At 68.6% G+C, this 17373-nt stretch carries 14 protein-coding genes; 8 read left to right on the forward strand and 6 right to left on the reverse strand.

The genetic code is table 11. The features are described 5' to 3' along the window. Nucleotides 1-292: 292 nt before the first annotated feature. Nucleotides 293-1627 carry an MFS transporter gene (locus ACIBJE_RS06280; RefSeq protein WP_396743748.1) on the reverse strand — a complete coding sequence of 445 codons (1335 nt, stop codon included), beginning with the start codon at nucleotides 1625-1627 and terminating at the stop codon, nucleotides 293-295. Here ACIBJE_RS06280 and ACIBJE_RS06285 point away from each other — a divergent pair. After that, entirely contained in the window at nucleotides 1626-2690 is a 1065-nt protein-coding gene (locus tag ACIBJE_RS06285; protein WP_396743751.1) for a DUF5937 family protein, read from the forward strand. The two genes, ACIBJE_RS06280 and ACIBJE_RS06285, sit on opposite strands and share 2 nt — an antisense overlap. A gap of 127 nt (nucleotides 2691-2817) precedes the next feature. Here the strand turns inward: ACIBJE_RS06285 and ACIBJE_RS06290 are convergent, their stop codons facing one another. After that, complete coding sequence (locus tag ACIBJE_RS06290) at nucleotides 2818-3120, reverse strand: hypothetical protein (protein ID WP_396744611.1); 303 nt, start codon at nucleotides 3118-3120, stop codon at nucleotides 2818-2820. 357 nt (nucleotides 3121-3477) lie between these two features. On the opposite strand from ACIBJE_RS06290, the gene ACIBJE_RS06295 reads away from it, so the two are divergent. Beyond that, entirely contained in the window at nucleotides 3478-4047 is a 570-nt protein-coding gene (locus ACIBJE_RS06295; protein ID WP_396743753.1) for a sce7726 family protein, read from the forward strand. Here ACIBJE_RS06295 and ACIBJE_RS06300 read toward each other — a convergent pair. Continuing rightward, the gene (locus tag ACIBJE_RS06300; RefSeq protein ID WP_396743756.1) at nucleotides 4013-5044 is read right to left on the reverse strand and encodes a beta family protein; all 1032 of its coding nucleotides are present in this window, start codon (nucleotides 5042-5044) and stop codon (nucleotides 4013-4015) included. The two genes, ACIBJE_RS06295 and ACIBJE_RS06300, sit on opposite strands and share 35 nt — an antisense overlap. 180 nt (nucleotides 5045-5224) lie before the next feature. Here ACIBJE_RS06300 and ACIBJE_RS06305 point away from each other — a divergent pair, with 180 nt between their 5' ends. Then, nucleotides 5225-6115, forward strand: a complete 891-nt coding sequence (locus ACIBJE_RS06305; RefSeq protein ID WP_396743759.1) for a hypothetical protein — start codon at nucleotides 5225-5227, stop codon at nucleotides 6113-6115. A 251-nt stretch (nucleotides 6116-6366) separates the two neighbouring features. Here the strand turns inward: ACIBJE_RS06305 and ACIBJE_RS06310 are convergent, their stop codons facing one another. Both ACIBJE_RS06310 and ACIBJE_RS06315 read right to left on the reverse strand, forming a co-directional pair. Then, the gene (locus tag ACIBJE_RS06310; RefSeq protein ID WP_396743762.1) at nucleotides 6367-6648 is read right to left on the reverse strand and encodes a hypothetical protein; all 282 of its coding nucleotides are present in this window, start codon (nucleotides 6646-6648) and stop codon (nucleotides 6367-6369) included. A gap of 122 nt (nucleotides 6649-6770) precedes the next feature. Continuing rightward, the gene (locus ACIBJE_RS06315; protein ID WP_396743765.1) at nucleotides 6771-9788 is read right to left on the reverse strand and encodes a CHAT domain-containing protein; all 3018 of its coding nucleotides are present in this window, start codon (nucleotides 9786-9788) and stop codon (nucleotides 6771-6773) included. Nucleotides 9789-10121: 333 nt separating this feature from the next. Between ACIBJE_RS06315 and ACIBJE_RS06320 the strand changes: the two genes are divergently transcribed. The 5 genes from ACIBJE_RS06320 to ACIBJE_RS06340 all read left to right on the forward strand — a co-directional run bounded on the left by ACIBJE_RS06320 (nucleotide 10122) and on the right by ACIBJE_RS06340 (nucleotide 14944). Continuing rightward, nucleotides 10122-11177, forward strand: a complete 1056-nt coding sequence (locus ACIBJE_RS06320) for a dipeptidase (RefSeq protein WP_396743768.1) — start codon at nucleotides 10122-10124, stop codon at nucleotides 11175-11177. Nucleotides 11178-11206: 29 nt separating this feature from the next. Next, nucleotides 11207-12820, forward strand: coding sequence for an ABC transporter substrate-binding protein (locus tag ACIBJE_RS06325; RefSeq protein ID WP_396743771.1), 1614 nt, complete (start codon nucleotides 11207-11209; stop codon nucleotides 12818-12820). 68 nt (nucleotides 12821-12888) lie between these two features. After that, complete coding sequence (locus tag ACIBJE_RS06330; protein ID WP_396743774.1) at nucleotides 12889-13761, forward strand: tetratricopeptide repeat protein; 873 nt, start codon at nucleotides 12889-12891, stop codon at nucleotides 13759-13761. 5 nt (nucleotides 13762-13766) lie between these two features. Then, the gene (locus tag ACIBJE_RS06335; RefSeq protein ID WP_396743777.1) at nucleotides 13767-13967 is read left to right on the forward strand and encodes a 4-oxalocrotonate tautomerase family protein; all 201 of its coding nucleotides are present in this window, start codon (nucleotides 13767-13769) and stop codon (nucleotides 13965-13967) included. Further along, entirely contained in the window at nucleotides 13964-14944 is a 981-nt protein-coding gene (locus tag ACIBJE_RS06340; protein WP_396743780.1) for a D-2-hydroxyacid dehydrogenase, read from the forward strand. The genes ACIBJE_RS06335 and ACIBJE_RS06340 overlap by 4 nt, the downstream gene beginning before the upstream one ends. Before the next feature lie 230 nt (nucleotides 14945-15174). Here ACIBJE_RS06340 and ACIBJE_RS06345 read toward each other — a convergent pair whose 3' ends face one another. Continuing rightward, complete coding sequence (locus ACIBJE_RS06345; protein ID WP_396744536.1) at nucleotides 15175-17358, reverse strand: thiamine pyrophosphate-dependent enzyme; 2184 nt, start codon at nucleotides 17356-17358, stop codon at nucleotides 15175-15177. Nucleotides 17359-17373: the final 15 nt, after the last annotated feature.

Below are 17373 nucleotides of genomic sequence, written 5' to 3' on the forward strand. Positions count from 1 at the left end.
CTTGCTACGGGTAAACCTGCGGCCTTGGCACATCCGAGCGGCGACCGACTCGATCCCGCGTCTGACCCTCGTGTCACTGAGCGAGCCGGAAAGCGTTGAACTGGTTCGGTCTTCGTCGTCAGCATCGGCGAAAACAGGCCGACGGTTTGGTGGGTCGGGTCGAAGTCACCGGGCACCACCCGAGGCCTGTGGCCTGGGCAGACTCACTGGTAGCGGGTCACCGGCGATCGTGTGGGTGTGGTTCGCATGGTGCATCCGCCTCACCGATCACATTGCCAAGAAAGCACCCGAATTACTGCAAACTGGTAGATGTGGACGATTCGCCACGCGGTTGACGGCCGAGGGCGTGCACGAGGAGGAGCAGGGCCGCGAGCGTCCCGACGCCGGCCAGGACGAAGGTGGCGCGGGCGCCGATCAGGCTGACCAGGAAGCTGCCTCCGGCGTAGGCGGAGGCAGCTCCCAGTTGGGCGGCGGTACCCATGGTGCCGAACACCCGGCCGAGGAACGGGCGGGGCACGAGACCCTGGACGAGGGTGTCGTAGCCGATGTTCTCCACGGCATTGCCCGCGCCGCCGATCAGCTGCGCTGCGATGACGACGGCAAGAACCGGGGCCAGGCTGTTGACGATGCTGGCCGCTGCGGTGGCCGCGACGGCACCGATCAGGAGAACAATCGGTGAGCTCCCCCGGGCGAGTCGGGTGCAGGCTAGTGAGGCCAGGAGCATCCCGACGCCGAATGCGCTGGCTGCCAGTCCATAGCCGGCCGGGCCGGCGAGGAGCACGTCGCTGGTGAGGAAGACCAGTGCCACATTGTCCACTGCGGCGAAGGCGACGAGCAGGAAGAGGCTGATGACCAGTACGCGGATCTGTCGGTGTGCCCTGACGTAGCACAACCCCTCGATCGTTTCGGCCCACAGGCCGGTGACCGCCGCGGGGTCGCGGGCCGGCGCGATCGCCGGAAGTCCGGTAAGCAGGAGGGCTGATACGACGAAGGTGGCCGTGTCGACAGCCAGGGCGGTGTGGACACCCCCGGGAGCGGCTATCAACAGCCCGCCCAATCCCGGGCCGACGGTGAGGGTAAGGGTTCGGGTGAGCCCGAACAGGGCGTTGGCCGGCGCGAGGTCGACGGGGTTGACCAGGATCGGAACCAGGCTGCGACCTGCCGGGTTGCGGATGGTGGCCAGGATCCCGACAGCCGCGACGAGCGCGATCAGCACCGGCATCGGCGGCAGGGTGACCGCGATCAGTCCGATCACCAGCGCCGAAGCCAGCTCGCAGCTCACCAGCAACCGCCGTGTCTGGACACGGTCGGCCAGAGCTCCTGCCAACGGTCCGCCGAGCCGTGGCAGCGCGTTCGCGAGAAGCAGCAGACCCACCCCTGCGGGACCGTCTCGTGGCGCGACGAGGAGTACCAGGGCCGTCGTGGCGATCCCGTCACCCACGAACGACACCGCCCGCGCCGCGCACAACGACCGGAAGGCAGGATTACCCCGTAGCAGGCGCGTTCGGGGAGCAGGGCCGGCAGCTGCCGGCGGCGGTTCGGCCATGACCAGCAGAGTGCGGCCAGCGGACCACGGACCGCTGTGATTCGGCACAGGCCGAATCGTGGCTATCGTTATCCGCGTCATGGCGCTGGTGTTGAGGTTCGGACGTGGTGACGCGGCCCGGTGTCGCTTTGCGGTCTCACCGCTACAGGAAACGATGACGGCGCTTCTGGTGCTGAAGAATCCGGGCCGCCACGGCTGGTACCCGACGTGGCTCCGCGATGTTCGGCGCGACCTCGCGGGGCTCGACCTGCGGCTGCTGAGCGTCGCCGCGCCGAGCCACGGACACGGGCCCGACTTTTTGTGGCCGAGCCCGACCAGCCCGCTCACCACCATCGAAGACGATCTCGCTCAGGTCCAGGCCACCGATCCCCGCATCGTCACCGCGCAGCTAGTCGCCCATGCACGCCGCCTCGCCTCCCGCACGGTGCCTGTCGATGTCTACCGTGCTCTAATCGGCGACCCCGTCACCGCCCGGGACACATTGGTCGCGCAACAGCGACTGGCCTGGCAGGCACTGGTCGCACCGCTCTGGGACCGAATGCGTGGACTGCTCGACGCCGACATCACCAGCCGATCCCGGCAACTAGCCGACGGGGGCCTGGAAGGGCTGTTCGCCGGCCTGCACCAGCGAGCAGTATGGAAGAACGACGAACTGCACCTCACCGGCTTCCAGCGCGGGACCGTGGATCTACGCGGTCGTGGCCTCGTTCTCGTCCCGACAGCCTTTGGTTGGCCGAATCTCGGGATCGGGCCTACGGATGACGTTTCCACCACACCCCCGGCGCTCGTGTACCCGATGCTCGGTGCGGCGCGGCTCTGGGAACCCGCCACACCACCACCCGTGATCATCCGACTCCTCGGCGCCGGACGCGCATCCGTGCTTGCCGAGACCGTCATCCCCAGCACCACAAGTGGCATCGCTCAGCGGGTGGACCTCGCCCCGGCAACCGTCTCGCAACACCTCGCCGTTCTCCGCGATGCCGGCCTCGTCACCCCCAAGCGGCACGGCCGTGAAGTCCTCTACCGACAGACCCCGCTGGCCGCCGCCCTCCTGCGATCCGATCCGCTGCCATCCAGCGAGCCATATCGGTCCGGCGACAACGGTTTAAGCACCCGACCCGGCGGGCGCGCCATTGACGACTGAAGTACCCGCGATCCGACCCTGAGGAAAGGCAGGCCGAGTGATGATGGGCCAGGCATACCCTCAACCGGTAGGCACGAGCATTGAGCGCCCGGACGCGGATCATTTTCGACTACGGCAGCCACCTCCGTCAGATCTCCTGCTCTCCGCGAACCCGACGACATGGCCCACGGCGAGACCAGTGGTTCCGGCGGACCGTGCCGGTCGGGCAGGTGAAGGTCATAGAGCATCGCCCGAGGCTCGCCGGCTGGGCAACGTCAGCGGTAGCGGCCAGGGCCGCCACGGCGACCGTGGGGATCTTCTCCAGCCGTTGCGTGCCAGCGTCCCACCGGATCGCGGGCCGGTTGCGCTGCTGACCGGCGTTGAGCAGGCCGCGTAGGTCTTCGTTCGCGTCGGCGTTCTTCCCGCCGAAAACGGTGTCGGCTTCGTCCACGTCTTCACCGACGCCTGGAACCGCTACTGCCCACCGGTCCCGTCACCCCTACCCGTCCCGGCCCTGATCAGGCAAAACAAGCTTGGGGTGGACGGGTACCCCTAGTGCTCTCGGAGGCGATGAGGTGATCTCCGCTGGCGTAGTGCAGCGGTCGTCCACGCTGAAAGGTGTGCACCGCCGCGTGACGTCCTCGTTCCGGCGGCGATAGGCGCGCGGTCGGTGCCTCTCGGTGTCGGTGCAGCCCATCTGCCTTGAGGCGCCGTCGGAGGAACACGGAGACGTTGCGCTAGAAGCGGGGAACCGCGTATGGAAGTATTGGCGGGCCGTCGGGGCAGCGGATGATCGGGGTGGGGTGCGATGCGCGATAGCGATATCCGTCAGGCGCTAACGGCTCGTCTCGCCACTAAGTACGACTCGCAGCCGGACACTCAGATCCGGCACGAATTGGGTCTCTGCGCTGGTCGGACCCGGGTAGATGTGGCAGTCATTAACGGCCGCATCTCAGGTTTCGAGATTAAGAGCGACCAGGACAAGCTAACCCGGCTAGAGGTTCAGGCCGAGTTGTATAGCCGAGTGTTGGATCGAGCCTCATTAGTGACGACGGAACGGTACTTGGACCAGGCTTCCGAGATGATCCCATCTTGGTGGGGGGTGTGGCTCGCTCTTCCTGGTAAGCGGGCGGTCCGGCTTCGGAATGTCCGCCGCGGTGGCCGAAATCCAAGTCCGAATCCTTTTTCGGTAGCCCAGTTGCTCTGGCGGGACGAAGCGATGGCTCTCCTCCGTGAGCGAAGCAACCACCGCGGCTTGTCCAAGGCGCCGAGATGGTTCGTCTGGGAACGCCTCGCTGAAACCCTAGAGTTGGGGGAGTTGCAGGCGGAGGTGCGGCGTGTGCTTAGGACGCGGGAGGACTGGCCAACTCGCCCATGACATGCGCGAGGTGATGGGATGTTCCCCAAGCTCGCCACTGCGTAGCGCCCCCGGGCCCAGGCTGACGTCTCGCGCAGCGCGCGAGCTCGCTGTCGCCCCATGAGAAATCTGAGTCCTCAACAGGCCAGTGGTCGGATGAGGTCAGGGCTTGGCACAAATCGTAAAAGCTGTCGTTACCGCCGGTCTCGTAGCGAGCCCAACGATAGATCCACCAGTTGTCGCTGGCGGTGTATCTGAGACTGGGCAGGGGGCCGCGGGCCCCGCTCGGCTGCATAGCTGGATGTGCGATGGCGTAATCACCAAAATCTGGACCGCGGTCGGTTAAGCGTCTCCAGAGCTTCCAATCCCACCTCGTTAGGGGTGTCGCCTCGTTGCGCGGGAGGCTCGTAATGGCGGGCGGCATGGCACCTGATGCGACCACGATGGATGCCCAAGGTTGGTTGTCAAGCGAGTCAAGCACGTTCCTAATGACCTGCTCTGCTCGGCTGACGTCTCTCTCGGATGCGACTTCGCCCATGTCTACCACCAAGTGGCACCGGTCAGGGCTGATCTTGGTGACGGACAGAGCTCTGGATATTCGAGGGGTGTCGGCGACAGGGTCCGGGTCCGCGGTCGGGCTGCCGAGACGGATGATGGCTGTGCCGTTGTGGAGACGTGCCGCCTCACCGCATGCGGACAACTGTTCGTCAGAGTCGTGTAGACGAATGACCGGTGCGATGGGGATTCCCCACTGGGCCAGGTCTTCGGCGATCTCCCTGATCAATGGTCGACCGTCATCGTTGACTCTGACGTGCGTGGTGTCCACTCCCAGGGTCAGGCCGGATGGCGCAGCCTCCCGAACCTTACGAACGAATTTAAGACCGGACTTGGTTGGACCGCCATCCGAGGGGCAGACCTCAAACAGGGGGTGTATGCGACTGACCTCGTGGTCCCGTAGTCGCCCTAGCGCTTTGAACTCGCCTTCGCGCGCCTTGAGTACGGGCCAGTATCCAGCCATAGCCGCCCCCTGAAGATCGCCGGTTGCGCCACTAGCTACCTAAGGTAGCTGAGCGATCCCTCAATGTAACGAGTTGACATTGGCCGATAGGCATGGTGGGAGTTATATGGGAGGGGCGAATGACTTTATTGCGGTAATTGCGGCTTCTGTCCCTAACTGGCTTGCTCTATCGCTCTAGCGGTGGCGTGGGACATTCAGATAGGCGACGTGGTCGTTCGGCGGCAGCTACATCAGCGTGTGGGCGGCTCCTGGCAGGGCGGCGTAACGCGGCCGGCTAAGAGCGCGGACGTACTTCTCTTCTCGTCCCCGGCTGGTGCTCGTTTCGGGTACGACTTCGATGGGTGGCGGCCTGATGGGGCGTTCCACTACACGGGTGAGGGGCAGGTCGGCGATCAGACCTTTGTGCGTGGCAACGCAGCAGTGAGGGACCACCTTGACCGTGGTTTACGACTCCGATTCTTCGACCAGGTCAAGCGTTCGGTCGTGCGCTATCTTGGCGAGTTCCGGGTGGACCCGGAGCACCCCTGGTGCGCCGAAGAGGCAAGGGACCGGCTGGGGGACCTGCGGAAGGTCATCGTGTTCCGGCTCCTGCCCGTCGATGCCGAGGCGCCCGAGTTCGGTGCGACGAGCGCGGGCAAGCCAACAGTGCGGGATGTTCCGATGGAGGCCCACCTTGCCGAGACTTTCCAGGTGGAGCCCAAGCGTGAACCGACGACCGCTGAGCGGCGTGAGGCTGGCCTCGTGGATCGATACGTAGGCGCCGTGAAGGCGGAAGGCGGCACCGCGACGCGCAAGGAGATCAAGCTTCCCGACCTCGGTAGGGCTCTCTACATAGATCTCTTCGACGGAGGACGGGCGGAGTTGGTCGAGGCGAAGAGTTCCGCGGCTCGCCACCACGTGCGCCTGGCTCTCGGCCAGTTGCTGGACTACGCGCGTTACTTCGAGCACAAGTCCAGGGCTGTCCTGCTTCCGTCCTACCCGGGCCCCGATCTCGTTGACCTGTTACACAGCGTGAACGTCGCCTGCATCTACGAACAGGAGGGTGGCGGTTTCGTGCGCCTGGATCCGTAGGTCATCCGTGGTGCGGGTTGTGGTGCGAAGCCGTGCATGACTGAGTGACTGGAGTGACCTCTAGTGGGTCACGCTGACAGCTAGGTGACCTCGTAAGGTCCTGGTCATCGTGCTGAAAGCCACGCAAAATCCCTCGGTCGCGGGTTCGAGCCCGCCCGCCCCACCAGCCAAAACGTCTCCATGCCTCCCGAGGTGGTTGGCCTTGACGGATGCGATGTCCTGCCGCCGGCGGACGGCGGAGGTGGGCTCGTTCACCGGTCCTTCAACGCGAAGACGTGGATGTCATTCAGTTCGGAGCGTTGTAACCCCCGGCTGGAATTGGGGCGGATCAGCAGCCCGCGCCCGTCTGCGGTCAGCTCGTCGTACAGCGGGCCGGAGTGAGGGACTTCCAGGTCGTCGGTCCAGATGAGCCGGCGGCCGTTGGCGAGCACCTTGCGAGCTGCGGCAAGCTTGGCGGCCGACGCGCCTGCGTCCCGAAACGGTTCGGTGAACGCTCGACCGAGTGTGGGCAGCGACCAGAGGCGTTCGAGCACGTCGGCTTCGGCGCACCAGGTGGATTATCCGGTGGCAGGGGACGTACCAGCCGTGTCGCCAGTGAAGTCGCAGGGGTGGTTCGCCGGCCGAGACGGACCCTCACGAACTGGCTACGGCGGGATCAGCCCTCGGAATCCAGGACGGCCGGTGGCAGTCCTGGCAGCGGCCCATCGTCGCCCTGACAGACGAACGCGCCCCAGTGGCGAGGAGCGGGCCAGGACTCCCTGGTCAGCAGCTGTGCCTCGCGGAGTGCCTCGACGCGTGACCGGCCGTCCCGCAGCAGACGGTAGAACTGTTCCATGAGGTGCCGGATCGGTTCGTCTGGCACCTTCCACAGACTCATCACGAGGGTACGGGCCCCCGCGATGAGGAACGAGCGGCGCAACCCGAGGACTCCCTCGCCCGGCTCCACGTCACCCAGTCCGGTGTCACACGCGGAGAGGACGACGAGTTCGGTGCCGGCCAGCGTCAGTTCGGTCACCTCCAGCGCGGTCAGGATGCCGTTGCCGGCGGCGGGAGGTGCCTCGTCTCCCTCCAACCAGGTGTTGGCACCGGCCAGGGCGAGCCCGGTGCGCAGCAGCGGATTCGCCAGCCCCTTGCCGGTGAGCCGGGCGAAGTTGTCCTCGGCGGGGACGAAGGCGGTCGGCGTGGCCAGGATGCCGTTGAGCACCAGCATCTCCCGGTCCGGGTCCGCAGGGCGGATCGTCATGCCCGGAGTGAACTCCTCCGGCGGCAGCGGAGGCTGGTGCCGGAGCACGAAACCGTGGGTGGCGAAGTGGAGGACGAGGGGCGAGGAGGTGCGTTTGACCAGGGTCTTCGTCGCCTCGCCGGCGAGACTGGGCGGGGCGCCGAGCAGTCGACCGACGACTTCGCCCTCCTGCCGCGCGCCCTCCAGCGGTAGCAGCGGCCGTCGTACCGACGGCACCCCGCCGAGGTCGAAGTCAGGGGCGGCCACGACCAGGGGCGGCCCGGTGGTGGGGCGTGCGGCGGCGCGCAGCCGGAGCAGGTCGCGCGCGGCGGTGAGGTACGAGATGGTGTACCCGTCGATCAGCCGCCCACCGTTCCGGTCGGGCAGCACCTCGAAGGGCAGACGCAGCAGCTCGCCGTCGGGTGCCAGGAGGAGGCGCCGACTGTCTCCGATGGCGGCGCGCAACGGCTCGAACACCGCGTCGTGGAGCCGTTCGGCCGCGTCGGCACGCCCGTCGGCCGGGTGTTCGCGGTATCCGGTCAACTGGGTGCGTACGCCCGCGACAAGCTCGTCGATCGTGCGTGCGGCACCGAGGTCGACCAGGACCGGCTGGTCGGGACGTGCCGGCGTGAGTACCACCGCCAGGTACCGGTGTGGCTGCCACGGACGGTCGCCCTGGCTGCGTACGGCGTGGAAGTCGAACGGCGCGTACCGGAGGAACTCGACGGTCACCGCGCGGCTCGGGGTGGCCCGCGCGACGGCCGTGGCGTCGACTGCGGACGGTCGGTCGGTGCGGGCCACGGACAGCGCGCGGGCGAGCGCCTTCTCCAACTCCCGGAGCTGCCAGGTGGCCCGCCGGAGTTCCTCTGCGGACCCGTGCGGGTCACGCGGGTCCGGGCCGTCCAGCCGACGCCGCGCGATCCAGGCCCGCAGCCGGCCGAGTTCGTCGAGCATCGGGCGTAACTGCGGGTGACCGCCGCTCGCGAGGGCATCCCGGTCCCGGGCCAACGCGTCGATCCCGAGACCCTTCCAGTCCAGGATCAGGTCAGCCAGCCGTCGGACGTGTTCGGGCTGGTCGGAGAAGGACGCCAGGACCAGCGAGACGTACTGTGCCAACCTGTTCCGGGCGACCCGCAGCATGGCGAGCCGCTGTTCCTCGGAGGCGAACGAGCCGAACTGCTCCACGGTCTCCCGATGCCGCGCGATTACCTCGGTCAGCAGGCGCAGGGCCTCGGTTGCCTGCCCCCGTGCGGCGCGCACCTCTGCCAGGTTCGCCAGCAGGGTGAGCTGTTGTGTCCCCCGGCTCTCGGGTGCCAGGTTGGCCAGGGCGCTGCACAGGTCGCGCTCCGCGGCCTCGAACTGCCCGGTCGCCTGGTGCAGCCGGGCGAGGTTGTTGAGCAGTACGGGACTCTCGGGATGACCGGTTTCGCGGGCGATGTCCCGCGCCTCGGCGAGCCACTGCCGTGCCTCCGGAAAACGGTTCTGCCCCTCGCAGAGCGCGCCGAGCGAGACGAGCGTCGGGATGACGGTGACGTCACGCTCGCCCGCGACCCGTCGCCGGATCCCGAGCGAGTGCAGGTGGTGCCGCTCGGCCGCGGCGTCGTCGCCGGTGGACTGGTAGAGGTGGCCCAGGCTGCTCAGCACGTCGGCGACGGGCAGCCGGTCCTCGTCGAGGCGTCGGTACAGGTGGAACGCCTCGTGCAGGTCGGTCTCGGCCGCCCGGTGGTCCGCCATCCGGATGTGCAGGTCGGACTGGGTGACCAGGAGCGCGGCGAGCGTCTCGGGAGAGCGGTCCGCGAACGGCCGCGCGGCCTCGACCGCCGCGCGTACCTGAGCCTCCGCGTCGGCGTACGCACCCGCGTCGAGCAGGGTGTGCGTCAGGTGCCGGACGGCGTGGACGAGGGGTGGACCGTTCCCGTCCGAGCGGTATCCCCCGGGCCGGTAGAGCGGGAAGTAGCGGCCCTCGTCGTCGACGCCCACCGGGTAGGTGAGCCGATCACGCCACCGGTCGGTGTCGAGTTCCGGAACGGGCGGCGCGTTCCGCAGTTCCTCGAAGAGGTCGCGACCGTGCCCGGCGTACGCCCGCTCGATGGTGTTGGGCTCGGCGGTGAGGAAGACCTCGATCAGGTGCTCCGGGATCTCCAGGAGCGTGACCTGGGCGTACCGTCCGTCGCTGACCTGGTCGAGGACCTTGAAGATCCGACCGCGCGGCCACAGGCACAGGCCCCAGCCCTCGGCGTCGGGCAGCACGCGGGCGTTGGCGGAGAAGACAAGGTACCGGTGCGGGGCGACGAATCCGCCCGCCCGGTGCGAGACGTCGCAGAACGTCGGCTCACGCAGGAGCAGACCCGGACGGTACCTGGCCAGCACGGCCTCCGGCAGGGTGGTGTCCCGGAAGAACACGCCGCAGGAGGCGAAGTTCGCGCGTAGTGCGTCGGCCAGGTCAGCCACGGTATCTACCTTCGCAAGTCTCCGGCCGATTCGCTACGGACGCGGAGCGTCGGATTGGCGTCCGTCGGGACGTCGCCACGCGGGTCCGGGGCTGAAGCTGGTCATCCCTCTTCGGGTGCTCCGTCCTCATCGCGGGTTCTCTGCGATTTGCGGCTTGTACCGATCGTTCTGCGGCATTCGTGCCCGGCTGGTCGCCGAGAGCGGGTATGGGCCGGCGTTAGCGACGAAATTCGTCAGAGTTGAGCCGTCAGGTGACGAGTTCCCGAGGATCTATGGACAGCAACGAACAGTTCTCGTAGAGTCCCAGCATCTTCCGATGATCCTGGAGATGACGTGAACACTGCCGCCCCGGAACGTCCCGTCCACTCGTCGACCGAGCTGCACGCCGCTGCCACCGTGGTGGACGGAAGCACGGTCATCGAGCTCAGCGACGCCCACCTCGACCGGATCCGGCGTGGGGGTGTCACCGCCGTCAACCACACGGTCACCAGGCCGTACGCGGACACGGTCACCGCCCTGCGGGAGGTGAACCGGTGCCGTCGGTGGATCGACGAGCACTCCGACCGGGTGCTGCTGGCGCTGACGGTCGCCGACATCGAGCGGGCCAAGGCCGAGGGCAAGGAAGCCGTCATCCTCGGCCCGCAGGACACCGAGATGATCGGTGTCGACCTCGACCTGCTGGGCACCTTCTACGACCTCGGCATCCGCATCCTGCAGCTGACCTACCAGCGGCAGAACCTGCTCGGTGCCGGTTGCGGCGAGGAGACCGACTCCGGTCTGACCCACCGGGGTCGCCGCTTCGTCCAGGCGATGGACGAGTTGGGCATCCTGGTCGACGTCTCACACTGTGGCGAGCGCACCGGCCTGGACGCGATGGACGCCTCCGACAAGCCGGTCGTCGTCACCCACTCGTTCTGCGACGCGATGTCGCCGCACATCCGGGCCAAGTCCGACGCGTACCTGCGTCGGATGGCCGAGCAGGGCGGCGTCATGGGCATCACCACCCTGTCAGGGTTCCTGTACTACCCGGAGGACCCGTCCCGGCGTCCGGATCTGGCCCGCTTCGTGGAGCACGTCAGCCGCGTGGTGGAGGTGGCCGGCGTCGACCACGTCGCCATCGCCACCGACTACGACGAGACGTGGACCGAGCCGATGCGGGCCGCGCAGTTGAAGGCCATCGCCCAGTCCAACTCCAAGGAACAACAGAACCTGCTCGGTGACTTTGGATGGAACGAGCGACGGGCGATCGGCATGGACGACGCCTCGCAGTTCCCCAACTTCACCGAGGCACTGCTGGCCGGCGGTTTCTCGCCGGAGGACGTGATCAAGATTCTCGGTGGCAACTGGCTTCGGGTTTTTGGGGAGGCATGGAAGCCGGCTGACCTTTAGCGCGATCGTGACACCAGCCAAGGAGACCCATGCGAACCCGAATTTTCACCAGAGTGCTGGCGGTGGGCGTCGTCGCGGCGCTCGCGGCCGGTTGCTCCGGAGGCGGTGAGCCTCCGAACAGCAACGGCGGCAGCAGCTCCAACGACGGCCTGAGCAGCAACGTCCGCCTGGAGGACGAGACGCAGGCCGGCACCCCGAAGTCCGGTGGGCGGCTCCGGATCATGATCCGGCTGGACGCCAACGAGCTCGACCCGCACCGGATGTCGGAGACCTCGGCCTTCGTCATCAACGAGCAGATCTACGAGTCGCTGGTGCAGTCGTACCGGGGCGAGATCAAGCCGGCGATCGCCGAGTCGTGGGAGCAGAGCGCGGACGGGACGTCCCTGACGTTCAAGCTCCGCGACAACGCCTTCTTCCACAGCGGGCGCAAGGTGACCGCGGCCGACGTGAAGTACTCCATCGAGCGGATCAAGGACCCGGCCACCCGGGCCCCGCGGGCGCGCAGCTACGAGGGCATCACCTCGGTCGAGGCGCCTGACGAGCGGACCGTCGAGATGAAGCTGGCGAAGCCGAACGCGGCCATCCTGACCCTGCTCTCCACCGCCGCCTCGTCCGTGGTGGACCGCACGGTGGCCGAGGCGGCGGGTGGGCTCAACGGCAGCGTCGACGGCGGCAGTGGCCCATTCAAGATCGCCTCCCGGGTCACCGGCCAGGCGATCAAGCTCGACAAGCACGACAAGTACTGGGAACAGGGCGTCCCCTACCTCGACGGGCTGGACTTCACCTTCAACCCGGACGACAACGCGCGCGCTGCGGCGATCCGTAGCGGCACCGTCGACTTCCTCTGGCGTCCCGCGCCCGAGTTCATCGACGCGCTGAAGCGCGACGAGAAACTCAAGTGGTACGGCGGCTCCGGCTCGCTCTCCCTGCACGTGCGGCTCAACACCTCCAAGGCCCCGTACGACAACGTGAAGGTCCGGCAGGCCATCTACCTGGCGCTCGACCGTCAGGAGATCCTGAACGTGGCCAACTCCGGCTTCGGGACCGCGCTCAACGCGGGTTACCTGCCGCCGGACCGGTTCGGTGCGGTGACCGAGCCGATCTACGACAAGCCCGACATCGAGAAGGCCAAGGCGCTGCTGGCCGAGGCGGGGTACCCGAACGGCTTCGAGGCCAAGCTCATGGTGATCGCCACGTCGGCGTTCCAGGTGCGTTCGGCCGAGGTGGAGCAGCAGCAACTCGCCAAGATCGGCATCAAGGTGACCATCGAGTCGGTGGAGTCCACCATCGCCGACTCGAAGACGAAGGCCGCCGACTTCGACATGTACCAGTCCGGCTTCGGCCTGACCTACGACCCGGACGAGCGGTTCAGCGCGAGCTTCCTCGCCGGCGGCGGGCTGAACTACGGCGGCTGGAGCGACCCGGAGTACGAGAACCTGATCGTGCAGGCCCGCTCCGAGCTGGACAAGAAGAAGCGCGGCGAGCTCTACCAGCAGGCCGAGAAGATCCTCGCCGAGCGTGGTCCGGTGGCCATGACCTTCCTGAACGCGGACTTCGACGTCGTGCAGAAGGACGTCATGGGCTACCAGGGCGACCCGACCCCGACCTACCGCTTCTACCGGAACATCTGGCTCGACCGATGAGGAGCCGTGGGGGGGGCGCCGATCCCGCGGGCGCCCCCGCCACCACCCCCACCACGAAAGGCAGCCCCATGACGTCCGTACCGCTGACCCACCGCTATGTCATCGCCGCCCGGCTCAAGGGCTACCTGAACAAGCACGACGAGTCCGTGGCCCTGCTCACCGAGGCGCTCGAACTGGAGCCGAACAGCCCTCGGCTGCTGCGCTTCCGGGGCCATCGGCGGATCTCGACCGGCGACTACGCCGGTGCGATCGAGGACCTGCGCGCCGCCGCCGACGGGCTGGCCGGCGTCGAGGAAGAGTACGAGATGTACCAGCCCGAGGTGGAGAAGGACGTCGTCAGCCTGATTCTCGGCCGCCCCGAGCAGGTCCGGCCGCAGCACCTCACCGAGACCGAGGCCGCCGCCGACCCGCAGGCCCTGGACCGGTACAACACCACCCTGCACACCTCCGTCTGGTACCACCTGGGCGTCGCCCAGTACCTCGCCGGCGACCTGGAGGGCTGCCTGCCCAGCTTCCGGGAGGCCGAGCGGTCGGCCCGGCACCAGGAGGGTCTGGTGGCGTCGCAGGACTGGCAGTACATGGCGCTGCGCCGGCTCGGCCGGCCGGACGAGGCCGAGCAGGTGCTCGACCGGTTCCGCGAGATCGCCCTCGTCGAGGAGGACCACCTGGTCGGCTACGAGGGCCGGATGCGCCTCTACACCGGCGACATCACCCCCGAGCAGCTCTGGGCGATGTGCGACGGCAACAGCCTGAAGACCGTCACCCAGGGCTACGGCCTGGGCAACTGGCACTACTACAACGGCGACGTCGACGCTGCCCGTGAGGTCTTCGACGGGGTGCTACGCACCGGTGTCGCGCACGCCTTCGCCTACCTGGCCGTCAAGGCCGAGTACTCCCGCAACCCCGACTTCGTCGGGGCCACCGCACCGAAGGGGAACTGACGACCATGGCAATCATCCGTGCCGAGATCGGCAAGCGCGACCAGGAAACCAAGGAAGCGATCATCGCCGAGCTGACCGACGTGCTGGTCAAGTACGGCTCGCCGCGCGAGAACACCCACGTCATCCTCTACGAGGTCTCGTACGACAACTGGGCCAAGGGCGGCGTGACGTACAACAACCGGAAGCGTGCGCAGGAGTCGTCATGACCGTCGACGGCCGGGGACCGCACGTCCTGCTCACCCCGAACCTGGCCGACCTGCTGCCCCAGCTGCGCGAGCGTTACCCGCACTGCCGGTTCACGCCCGTCCCGGACGACGAGCCGGTACGCGAGGAGTGGCTCGACGCCGAGGTGATCCTGCGCAGCGCGATGAACGAGGACACGTTCGACGAACTGCTGGGCAAGTGCGACCGGCTGCGCTGGGTCCAGATCACCGCCGCCGGCTTCGACTGGGTGGGCGGCGACATCATGCAGCGCCGCCTCGCCGAGGGACTGGTCTACACCCGGTCGCCCAACTCCTACAACGTGCCGATCGCCGAGTACGTCGTCGGCGCGGTGCTGATGCACTTCCGGGCGTTCCCCGCGCTCGGTGCGGCGCAGGAGCGCCGGGAGTGGGTCCGGATCGTCGCCCGCGACGTCATCGGCAGCACCATGGTGGTCTTCGGCACCGGCGGCATCGGACGTGAGGTGGCCTGGCGGGCCCGGGCCCTGGGGGCCACCGTGATCGGGGTCAACCGCACCGGCGCACCCGCCGAGGGGTTCGAGCGGGTGGAAGCGTACGCCGACCACCTCGCGCTGCTGCCCGAAGCCGACTCCGTGGTGCTGGCCATGCCGCTGACCACGGAGAACCGGTACTTCTTCGACGCCGAGCGCTTCGCGGCCATGAAGGAGACGGCGGTCCTGGTCAACGTGGGGCGGGGCGCGCTGGTCGTGGAGGACGCGCTCGTCGACGCCATGCACCAGGGACGGATCGCCGGTGCCGTGCTCGACGTGTTCGAGGAGGAGCCGCTGCCGGCGGACCACCGGCTGTGGAGCCTGCCGAACACGACGATCACCCCGCACACCTCGTTCCGGGGCTCCGGCAACCTGCAACGGCTCTGCGCCGACTTCTGCGCCAACCTCGACCGCTATCTCGCGGGCGAGGAACTGGCCGGCACGAAGCGGCAACCGGACCTGGGGTACTGACCCGCAGTGTCGACCGGCGGCCCACCCGAACATCGGGTGGGCCGCCGCCGTGTCGTCCGTGCCGGTGGGGACGGTTCCGCACCGCCCTGCTGGAGACATGTCCCTGGTCCCTCCCTGTCGAGCTGCCCCATGCACAGGGCGACAACCGCAAGGGGGTAGGGAGTGGTGGGGTGGGTCGATCGGACATGTCACGCGAACGGCGGGCCGGGAAGCAGCCGCAGCCCCGAGGGTCAGGCGAGCAGGGCGCGGGCGGCCGCCCGTACGTGTTCCTCGCGGAGCAGGACCTGGTCGGCGGCGGGGCCGAGCGGCACGTAGCTGTCGACGCTGTTCACCCGGGCGATCCGGCCGGTGAAGCCGGCGTCGACCAGGGCGGCCACCACGGCCTCGGAGACACCACCGCTGGTGCGGGTCTCGTCGACGACCAGGACCCGCGAGACGCCGTCGAGCGCGGCGCGCATGCTCACCGTCGGCAGCGGCGCGAGCCACTGGAGGTCGACGACGCGGGTGCCGATGCCGTCCCGGGCCAGCTCACCGGCCACCCGCAGGCTCATCGGGACGCCGTTGCCGAAGGTGACCATCGCCAGGTCGGTGCCCTCGCGGACCGTCCGGACCTGGCCCAGCGGGTTCTCGGTGGCGGCCCACCGTGCCGACTCCGGATAGCGGGCCAGCCAGCCGCCGTCGCCGTCGGCGTGCAGGTCCCGCCGGTGGTAGAGGGCGATCGGTTCGAGGAAGACGCACACCCGCCCCTCCTGCTCGGCCAGCGCGAGGCACTGGCGGAGCAGGGCCGGAGCGGTGGCCGGGTGCGAGGCGACCGCCAGGGCCAGGCCGGGGATGTCCCGCAGCACCGCCACCGAGTTGTCGTTGTGGAAGTGTCCGCCGAACCCCTTCTGGTAGGCCAGGCCGGCGATTCGCACCACCATGCCGTTGGCGTACTGCCCGGCCGAGAAGAAGCGCAGCGAGGCGGCCTCGCCGCGCAGTTGGTCCTCGGCGTTGTGCAGGTAGGCGAGGTACTGGATCTCCGGGATCGGCAGGGTACCGGCGAGGGCGCCACCGAGCGCCACCCCGAGGATGGTCTGCTCGTCGAGGAGCGTGTCGAAGACCCGGTTCGCGCCGAACGCCTTCCGCAGCCCCCGGGTGGCGCCGTAGACGCCGCCCTTGCGGGCCACGTCCTCGCCGAAGACCTGCGCCTGCGGCCAGGTGAGCAGCGCGTCGTGCAGCGCGGCGTTGATCGACTGGGCCAGGGTGAGCGGGCCACGGGCCTCGGGTAGCCGTCCGCCGAACACCCGCTCCCGGCCGGAGCCGACGCGCCGTGCGGCTGCGCTGACCTGCTTCACCCGACGGGCGGTCAGCGGGGCGGTCACCGCCGCCGGGTCGGCCAGCCGGTCGACCCGGCCCAGCATCGACTCGGCCTGGTCCATCACCAGCTTGCGGGCGTGCTCGTAGCGGGCGAGGCTCTCGGCGGGGCTCAGGATCCGACGTCGGGCGAGCAGCGCCGCCGTGGCGAGGATCGGGTCGCGGGCGTAGTCGGCGAGGATCTCCGCCTGGCTGCGGTAGGCCAGTTCCGCGTCCGAGCCGGCGTGGCCCATGAACCGTACGGTGCCCAGGTGCAGCACGGCCGGGCGTCGTCGGGTCCGCACCTGGTGCGCCACCTCGGCCGCGACGGCCAGCAGGCGAGCGGGATCGGTGCCGTCGGCGTGCGCGTAGTCGATGCCGGGCAGCGCCGACAGCATCCGCCGGACCCAGCCGCGTGGGGAGCGGGTGCTGATCCCGATGCCGTTGTCCTCGCAGACGAACAGCAGCGGCATCGGGATCCCCTGGTGGGCGCTGTAGCCCACGGCGTTCAACGCGCCTGCGGCGGTGGAGTGGTTGGCCGACGCGTCGCCGAAGCTGCACACCACCAGGGCATCGGCCGGGTAGCCGGTGTCGGTGGTGCCCCGGTCGAGCGCGAACGCCAGGCCCATCGCCCGGGGCAGGTGGGAGGCGATCGTCGAGGTCTGCGGGATGATGTTGAGGGCCCGGTGGCCGAAGACCTTGTGCCGTCCACCGGAGATCGGGTCCTGCCGGGACGCGGCGGCCGAGTGCAGCACGTCCGTGATCGGGGTGGACCCGGGCACCTGACCGGCCCGCGCGGCGTAGAAGCCGCCGGACCGGTAGTGCAGCAGCGCCGGATCGGTCGGGCGGAGCGCCAGCGCGACCGCGGCGTTGCTCTCGTGGCCGCTGGACCCGATCGTGTAGAAGCCCTCCTGCCGGGACTGCAACCACCGCAGCGCGAGGTCGAGGTGGCGGCTCTGGATCTGGGCGTCGAGGTGGTCCAGCAGCAACCCCGGGTCGACGTCGACGTCCGGGGAGGGATCCTCGGGCAGGGGCTGGCCCGCCGACCACCCGGTGAGGCGGCGAACCAGGTGGTCGTCGATGGATTCCACGCGCGT

This window comes from Micromonospora sp. NPDC050187, assembly GCF_044459745.1.
In the GTDB taxonomy this organism is placed as follows: Bacteria; Actinomycetota; Actinomycetes; order Mycobacteriales; family Micromonosporaceae; genus Micromonospora.